Genomic DNA, 6247 nt, shown 5'->3' on the forward strand with positions numbered 1-6247 from the left:
TATTGCCACATATACAGCTAAGTCAAATACCTTGTTGCCAACGCATTTGATACTCAAGTTGGTTTTCACTGACGATCTTAAAGCCCATCCTCTGATAGAGACTTAGTGCAGGATTATCTAGTAATACGTTAAGGGTGATGGGTAGGTCTCGCTCAGCAGCCTTTCTCTGCAATAACGCTAAGACTTGCCTGCCAATGCCTTTTCTATGGTACCTCGGCATGATTTGAAATTGTCTAATGTGCCAATGTTCGGCATGCTGACCTAGCTTCATTAACCCTATTTCTTGATTTTTTAGCAAAAGAATAAATGAGTCAGTAAAATACTCATTTATTCTCGCAAGATGCTGTTCATCGCCGTATATCAAACCTGCCTTTTCTAAATGCTCGGTCATACTCAGCTTTCTAAGCGCTAGTAAAAAAGGAATGTCATAGCGAGTTGCTTGTCTAAACGACAACGTAGCTACTTGCTGATTCATACTCGTTCCTGTCGCCTGATCATAGCTTCAAGTTTGCTACTCCATTGAAAACAGGTCAAGCCAGCGATAACAAATACCGCCCCAATCAGTAACTTAATAGTTAGAGGCTCATCGTTCAGCCATGCCCCTAGCGCTAACGCGAATACAGGCGTTAACATAGTCACTAAAGCTACAGTACTTGCCGTTAGCTTTTGCAGTACGTAAAAATAGGCAACAAACCCTATCATAGAGCCAAATATACCTAAGTAGACGATTGCTACGATAGCTCTAGGTTGCCATTGTTCATAATTTAATGAGCCACCAAAAATTAACCACATGAGTAAAAACATCGGCGTACTAAAGGTTAACGCGCCAAAGGTAGTCGCAACGGGATTAATCGTTAATGAAATTCGTTTAACCATGACACCACTTAAACTAAAGAAAAACACAGCTAATAGAATATAGAAAATACCTGTCATTGCCTGATTGTTAACATTTAAGCTATCAACGCAAACAACACCTAAACCAATAAATGCCGTTACTAGCCCCATTTTCTTACCGAATGTAAATGCAGGTTCATCATTGAGTTTTTGCGCTAGCAATCCGGAAATTAGCGGTGCTAAGCCAAAAATGAGTGACATTAAACCAGAAGGTAATGTTCGAGCTGCTGCGTATGAAAGTGACATGCCGCCAAAAATACCTATTGCAGAGTAAATATAGAGCTTAAGCGCTTGACCATGCCACGGAACTTTGATGCTTGTAAAACCAAGAATCACAAGGCCAATCAGCCAAGCAATAACCATTCGTAATAACACAGCTAAGGTAGGTTCTACAGATTCACTACTCCAAACTATACCTAGCGGAGTAGTCGACCAGATGATAACAACCGCTAAATAGGCCAAAGGCACTTTCATTGTCTCGCTCCTTATTTTATGACAATGTCTGCAGCGTGCAGCCTGCGATTTTTTTTGATGTAAAAATGAAAAAACCGCAGAAGCTAAGCTGCGGTTTTAACAATATAAAGCTCTTTTTAAACCGCAATAAGTGATACCCAACGGACATTCAACTGAATGTCATTGTTGAGCCAACACATAGGATTTGCGATCGTTAGAGCGTTATTCATTTCAAGTTAAGTAAAAATCATTTTTTGCTTTGCAAGTCTTTCAATACTGCTTGTTTAGCTAACGTGTGTCAAGCCACTAAGTTAGAAAAAACGCCTAAACCTTTATCGAAACAATTGAATTAGAATCTCCTGCTAAAGTGCCTCCATTAGAAGCCCCTAGATCATACAGGTTGTAATCCGTTTGTTTCTCGGGCGTAAGCTCGCGCCTTAACTTTAAAAGCTCAAGATATTGGTCTGATATTGACATAGCAGAGTTTGAACCCTCTGTTGTATCTTCTTCATCTGGAAACATATAATTCTCCATAACACTGGTTTGGCTATCGTAGTAAGCCTGCATTAGGTTAGCGTTCCAAAGAACATTCGCAGCCTGTTTAGCTTCTTCACTTGGTTCTAACGGCTCAGACTCTCCAGGAATAGAACTTTCGGGAGCATTTGGTAGCTCAGGCACCTCATTAGAGTCATCAGATAACATTGCTTCTTGTGCTGTACTTTGCATGTTATTCGAACCTGTACTTCCTAAAGAATAAGAAGTTAGCGAATTCACTTGAGAAATAGAAAAATCAGTCATAACACACTCCACCGACGAATTGTCTATGATTAGTGTAAGTTAACTCAACAGAGGCAACTGTTATGATTTGTAAAGCTAATGCAACAAATTGCAGAGAATAGAAGTGAACCAACTTAAATTAGATTTTTCGCTTGTTACTTATATAGTTTTTAATACTTATTAACGAAAAAAGCCGAGCAATACTACTCGACTTTTTTAAACAATGTTGTTTTACCTGCCTTTATAGCCAGCCTAATTGACTACTCTATTGCCGAATCCTATTGAACACTTCTATTATCCAACGCTATTGGCCGACAAGGGCAAGCAATATACCTGCGGCAACCGCTGACCCTAATACGCCAGCAACGTTTGGCCCCATCGCATGCATTAGCAAGAAGTTGTGAGGGTTTGCTTCTAAGCCCACCTTATTAGCAACACGTGCCGCCATAGGCACCGCAGACACACCTGCAGCACCAATTAACGGGTTCACTTTCTCTTTGCTAAATTTGTTCATTAACTTAGCCATCAGTACCCCAGACGCTGTACCAATAGAGAAAGCAACGGCACCTAATGCCAAAATCCCCAAGGTTTCTACATTCAAGAAAGCGTCTGCGCTTAACTTCGAGCCTACACCCAGCCCTAAGAAAATGGTGACAATATTAATAAGCTCATTCTGTGCGGTAGAACTTAAACGATCGACAACACCACATTCTCGCATCAGGTTACCTAAACAGAACATTCCCACTAATGGCGTAGCGGCCGGTAAAAAGAAAATAGTCATTAACAGCACACCAAGTGGAAATATAACTTTTTCTACTTTAGTCACATGACGAAGCTGTGCCATTTCAATCTTGCGCTCTTCTTCATTCGTAAAAGCTTTCATAATAGGTGGCTGAATAATAGGTACCAATGCCATATATGAATATGCCGCTACGGCAATTGCACCAAGTAACTCAGGTGCCAGCTTAGACGCCAAGAAAATAGCTGTTGGGCCGTCAGCACCACCAATAATGGCAATAGCTGCAGCGTCTTGTAAAGAAAACTCAAAACCTGGTACAGCATTTAGTGCAATCGCACCAAATAAAGTCGCGAAAATACCAAACTGCGCAGCAGCCCCTAAAAACAGGGTTTTAGGGTTCGCTATCAAGGCACCAAAATCTGTCATTGCCCCCACGCCCATGAAGATAAGCAGAGGGAATATGCCAGTATCAATACCCGCATAATACACGTAGTGTAACAGTCCTCCTACTTCAGAAAAGCCAGCGACAGGTATGTTGGTTAAGATAGCGCCAAACCCCATTGGTACTAAAAGTAAAGGCTCGAAACTTTTCACGATTGCCAGATACAATAAACCGCATCCAACTAACATCATGATCACCTGCCCTGACTCAAAATTTGCTAAGCCAGTGGACATCCAAAGTGTATGTAATTGCTCCATGAAATCACCTACGCCAAACTTAACAATGCATCGCCAACACCAACTGAGTCGCCTTCTCGGACGTTAATCGCTACAATTTGACCATCTGTCGCTGCGCGAACTTCGGTTTCCATTTTCATCGCTTCCATCACGATAACAACGTCACCTGCTGACACTTGATCGCCTTCATTGACCAATACTTTAAATATGTTTCCAGCAAGAGGTGCATTAAGCGTTTCTTCTGCTGCAACAGATGCGGTTTGTTTAATAGCGGCATCGGCTGCAGACTCAACAGATGCTACGCTACCACTAGGACCAACAACAACCTCGTAGACTTTACCATCCACACTTACAGAATAACTTTCCGCTTGTCCTGTCGACGGCTTTGCACTTGATGCAGATTGTGGCTGTGCTGGTTCTTTGGTAGGTACAGGTTCAAAAGCGTCTGGATTGTTACGATTCTCCAAAAACTTAAGGCCAATTTGTGGAAATAGCGCATACGTTAATACATCATCGATAACATCATCCGCTAAGCTAATATTTTTTTCTTTTGCGATAGACTGTAATTCTTCAGTAAGGTTATCAACTTCTGGCTCGAGTAAATCAGCCGGACGACAAGTAATAGCTTCGGCGCCATCTAGAACTCGTGCTTGTAGCTCGGCATTAACCGGTGACGCAGTTGCACCGTACTCACCTTTCAGAACACCTGAGGTTTCTTTTGTAATCGACTTATAACGCTCACCCGTTAATACATTTAATACCGCTTGCGTCCCTACAATTTGTGACGTTGGCGTAACTAAAGGAATATTACCTAAATCTTCGCGCACGCGAGGGATTTCTTGAAGTACGTCATCAAATTTGTCTGATGCCCCCTGCTCTCTTAGCTGATTCTCCATGTTAGTTAACATGCCACCAGGTACTTGCGCTAATAAAATTCTAGCGTCAACACCTTTTAAACTTCCTTCAAACTTAGCGTACTTTTCTCTCACATCTCGGAAATATGCCGCCACTTCAGCGAGCTTTTCCATATTTAAGCCAGTATCACGAGGAGTATTTTCAACGATCGACACAATAGTTTCTGTAGGTGAGTGTCCATACGTTTGGCTCATAGAAGAAATTGATGTGTCAATAACGTCGATGTCTGACTCAATTGCTTTCATATGAGTTGCAACACTTAAGCCAGTTGTTGCGTGACAATGCAAGGAAATAGGTAATGAAACAGTTTCTTTGAGGCGTGAAATTAACTCTGCACCATCATATGGCTTAAGTAAGCCTGACATGTCTTTAATACACAGTGAATGAGCGCCCATATCTTCTAGTTGCTTGGCCATAGTTAACCAGCCCTCTAGCGTATGAACTGGGCTTTCAGTATAACTAAGTGTGCCTTGAGCGTGTGCACCAACTTTTACTGCCGCTTTAATTGCCGTTTGTAAATTACGCATATCATTCATCGCATCAAAGATTCTAAATACATCGACACCGTTGACATGTGCTCTTTCAACAAACTTTTCGACAACATCATCAGCGTAATGACGGTAGCCTAATATGTTTTGACCTCTAAACAGCATTTGTTGTTTAGTGTTTGGCATCGCTTTTTTCAACTCGCGAATTCGATGCCAAGGATCTTCACCTAAATAACGAATACAAGAATCAAAGGTAGCGCCCCCCCAAGATTCAATAGACCAAAATCCTATTTCATCTAACGTGGGTGCAATAGGTAGCATATCCTCTAATCGTAAACGTGTTGCTAACAGAGATTGATGACCATCTCGCAATACAACTTCAGTAATTCCTAATGGCTTTGACATGTGAATGTGCTCCCTTGTTATTTACTATTCTTATTTCGATATTGCTGGACTGCCGCACCAATAGCTGCGACAACTTGTGGCGAAACACCAGAGCTTTGAACATTAGTTTGTGCCGCTGGCTTTCTAGGAGTTGATTGAACAACAGGATCTGGAAATTTTTTGGCAAGTCTTAATAATACTTGATTGATAAAAACAACCAATATGCCTAAAAAAGCAAAAACAAAGACCATACCGGCAAGCATTAAGGTGCCAGCCTCAACAAAAAGTTGATTTAAATTGTCCATTATTTAATCCATCAAGTTGAAAGTGGAATTAGAATAATCACTCCAATTATAAAAATGCAAACACTATTTTGGATTTTCATAAAAATAATACTTCGTCAATACCCTAAAAAAGCTTTTTTAAGTAATTATTCAACACTTTTTAATATTTAGTCAGTTAATTAGTTATATAACAACTAAGCTATACTATTTTTTTCTTATGGTTTATAGGCAGCTACAGCTCTTTCGGGTTTAAGTAGAGCACCTATTCATAAAGTATTAGTGAATGACGATTGAAAATTTTATTCATTTCAAAAAATACTTAACGCTAAAAGAGCATAGCAAAGTTTGATAAGCCTGCTTGCACAATACTATGAAACTTTCTATCAAAGTATCATTACATAGTTTTATCAAGAGCCTAATTGATCTAGAACAGTAATTTTTTGAGATACAGAATAGGTATGTTAGAAAGGTACAGACGTAAAAAAACCAGCCATAAGGCTGGTTTCTTAAATAGTGGCGGACGCGGCAGGAGTCGAACCTGCGACCGCCTGGTTCGTAGCCAGGTACTCTATCCAGCTGAGCTACGCGTCCGCGGTCAATCGTTGTTTTAAATCCTGATGTAAGGATTGCGAACC

6 protein-coding genes and 1 tRNA gene are annotated in these 6247 nt (G+C 40.7%); all 7 read right to left on the reverse strand.

All coding sequences use genetic code 11. From position 1 onward, the window contains the following. Nucleotides 1–22: 22 nt before the first annotated feature. Nucleotides 23–475, reverse strand: a complete 453-nt coding sequence (locus tag ACOB80_RS14940; RefSeq protein ID WP_473166649.1) for a GNAT family N-acetyltransferase — start codon at nt 473–475, stop codon at nt 23–25. Continuing rightward, complete coding sequence (locus ACOB80_RS14945) at nt 472–1368, reverse strand: DMT family transporter (protein WP_473166650.1); 897 nt, start codon at nt 1366–1368, stop codon at nt 472–474. The genes ACOB80_RS14940 and ACOB80_RS14945 overlap by 4 nt, the downstream gene beginning before the upstream one ends. A gap of 303 nt (nt 1369–1671) precedes the next feature. Further along, nucleotides 1672–2145: a hypothetical protein gene (locus tag ACOB80_RS14950; protein ID WP_473166651.1), complete on the reverse strand. Its 474-nt coding sequence runs from the start codon at nt 2143–2145 to the stop codon at nt 1672–1674. Nucleotides 2146–2428: 283 nt separating this feature from the next. Then, the gene (locus ACOB80_RS14955) at nt 2429–3562 is read right to left on the reverse strand and encodes a sodium ion-translocating decarboxylase subunit beta (protein WP_473166652.1); all 1134 of its coding nucleotides are present in this window, start codon (nt 3560–3562) and stop codon (nt 2429–2431) included. Nucleotides 3563–3570: 8 nt separating this feature from the next. Beyond that, on the reverse strand, nt 3571–5349 hold the full coding sequence (gene oadA, locus ACOB80_RS14960; protein ID WP_473166653.1) for a sodium-extruding oxaloacetate decarboxylase subunit alpha: 1779 nt from the start codon (nt 5347–5349) through the stop codon (nt 3571–3573). A 17-nt stretch (nt 5350–5366) separates the two neighbouring features. Further along, nucleotides 5367–5633, reverse strand: coding sequence for an OadG family transporter subunit (locus ACOB80_RS14965; protein ID WP_473166654.1), 267 nt, complete (start codon nt 5631–5633; stop codon nt 5367–5369). Nucleotides 5634–6126: 493 nt separating this feature from the next. Beyond that, nucleotides 6127–6203 (reverse strand) — tRNA-Arg (locus tag ACOB80_RS14970). Between the last annotated feature and the right edge of the window lie 44 nt (nt 6204–6247).

The organism is Thalassotalea coralli (assembly GCF_055786205.1).

What these genes read in the sequence shown, in the direction of transcription:
- ACOB80_RS14950 (WP_473166651.1), bottom strand. Translation starts at nt 2,145, where the DNA reads ATGACTGATTTTTCTATTTCTCAAGTGAATTCGCTAACTTCTTATTCT.
- ACOB80_RS14965 (WP_473166654.1), bottom strand. Translation starts at nt 5,633, where the DNA reads ATGGACAATTTAAATCAACTTTTTGTTGAGGCTGGCACCTTAATGCTT.
- oadA (WP_473166653.1), bottom strand. Translation starts at nt 5,349, where the DNA reads ATGTCAAAGCCATTAGGAATTACTGAAGTTGTATTGCGAGATGGTCAT.
- ACOB80_RS14940 (WP_473166649.1), bottom strand. Translation starts at nt 475, where the DNA reads ATGAATCAGCAAGTAGCTACGTTGTCGTTTAGACAAGCAACTCGCTAT.
- ACOB80_RS14945 (WP_473166650.1), bottom strand. Translation starts at nt 1,368, where the DNA reads ATGAAAGTGCCTTTGGCCTATTTAGCGGTTGTTATCATCTGGTCGACT.
- ACOB80_RS14955 (WP_473166652.1), bottom strand. Translation starts at nt 3,562, where the DNA reads ATGGAGCAATTACATACACTTTGGATGTCCACTGGCTTAGCAAATTTT.